This window comes from Actinoplanes sp. NPDC048791 (genome assembly GCF_040650095.1).
Classification (GTDB): Bacteria; Actinomycetota; Actinomycetes; order Mycobacteriales; family Micromonosporaceae; genus Actinoplanes.
Genome location: NZ_JBEZGQ010001601.1, coordinates 1 through 1,312, shown reverse-complemented (window position 1 = coordinate 1,312; position 1,312 = coordinate 1). Strand labels below are relative to the sequence as shown.

The 1,312-nt window shown below is 73.2% G+C and carries 3 protein-coding genes; 1 reads left to right on the top strand and 2 read right to left on the bottom strand.

Features of this window, described 5'->3' with window-relative positions; all coding sequences use genetic code 11:
* On the top strand, positions 1-194 hold a 194-nt coding region (locus AB0C29_RS48865), incomplete at its 5' end, for a hypothetical protein (RefSeq protein ID WP_360835269.1).
* 9 nt (positions 195-203) lie between these two features.
* Here the strand turns inward: AB0C29_RS48865 and AB0C29_RS48860 are convergent.
* Positions 204-878, bottom strand: a complete 675-nt coding sequence (locus tag AB0C29_RS48860) for a hypothetical protein (protein ID WP_360835267.1) — start codon at positions 876-878, stop codon at positions 204-206.
* 231 nt (positions 879-1,109) lie between these two features.
* The coding region (locus AB0C29_RS48855; protein WP_360835265.1) for a hypothetical protein at positions 1,110-1,312 on the bottom strand (203 nt) is incomplete at its 5' end.

Here is a 1,312-nt window from a genome sequence, read left to right as displayed (position 1 = left end):
AGCTGCCCGCGGACGCCGACCTGAGCCGCTTCACCACGGTCGCCGGACCGCTCACCACCCCGGTGCACGCGTTCTTCGACGACGTCTTCGTGATGGCGGACGACCCGGCGCTGCGCTCGGCCCGGCTCGGCCTGCTGGCCACGGTCCGCGACCTGGGCGCCGGCCTGCTCGACTGGCCCCAGCTGCGCCTCTGAACGGCTCGGTCAGGCGGCGCGGGGCAGGCGGTCGGGCAGGGTCAGCGTGACCCGGTCGAGGCGCTCGCCGTCCACCGCGTACTGGGCGTGCAACGCGAAGCCGGCCAGCATCCAGCGGTCCCACGGGCCGTAGTCGCCCAGGAAGCGGTCCCGGTACGGGTCACCCTGCTCATCCGGGTGACCCAGGGCCGCCCACAGCTGGGTTCGTCGCGGGATGCTGCCCGCCCCGCCCGGGATCTCACCCTGGTACGAGGTGAACCCGTCGTCGCCGTGGAAGTGCAGGAAGACCGTGGTGACCAGGCCGTGCGCGTCGGCGGCGAGCTCCACCCCGGCGTCACGGGACAGGTACGAGCGGGAGAGCCCGGAGCCGACCGCCGCGCCGGAACGCGGGATGAGGCCGTACTCCTGGCAGATCTGCTGGACGCGCGCCTCGAGCACGGTCCGGCCGAGCAGCAGAGTCAGGTCGGTGCGTCCGACCGGCCGGGGCGCGGCCGGCTGGTCCGGGACCGGATCCGGAACCACTCGTGCGGGTGACGGCGGGGCGGGTGGTGAGGTGGGCAGGCCGACCGGATCGGCGTTGGCCCGGCGGGCGTGGGCCGGCTCGAAGAGGGGCTCGTTGGAGCCGCCGGGACGCGGGCCGGTCTTGGTGCCGTACCGGTCCTCGGGCCGGGTTGGCCTGGTCACGGCCTCTCCGACCGGCCGATTCTGATCGGCGCGACGCTCGAGAAATCCCATGGTGACACTCCACGAAGGCTTTTCACTGTGAGCGTTCGGACCACAACCCTAAGCCGATCTTCGCCGGAACCTCAAGGGGACGAAGGGGCAGCGGACCGGACCATCCGGACGACGATGACCGTTCCCCGTACCCCGTCCCGGTACACCCCGCCGCGCGAAGTGATCATCACCGGCGGTTTCTCACGAGGCGTTCGCCCGGCCGCCACGGCGACTTCGCCTGCCGGTCGGAGTGATCGCCTGAACTCGCTGCGGGGAGGCCCGGCGACGGTCGCCGGCGGATCCCGTGGAGGAACCGTGGCAGATCGCCGACAGGTGCTGCGCTTCGGCGCGCTGGCCGCCGGCGTACCGGCTGTGCTCGGGGCGGCGGCCACGCCTGCCCTGGC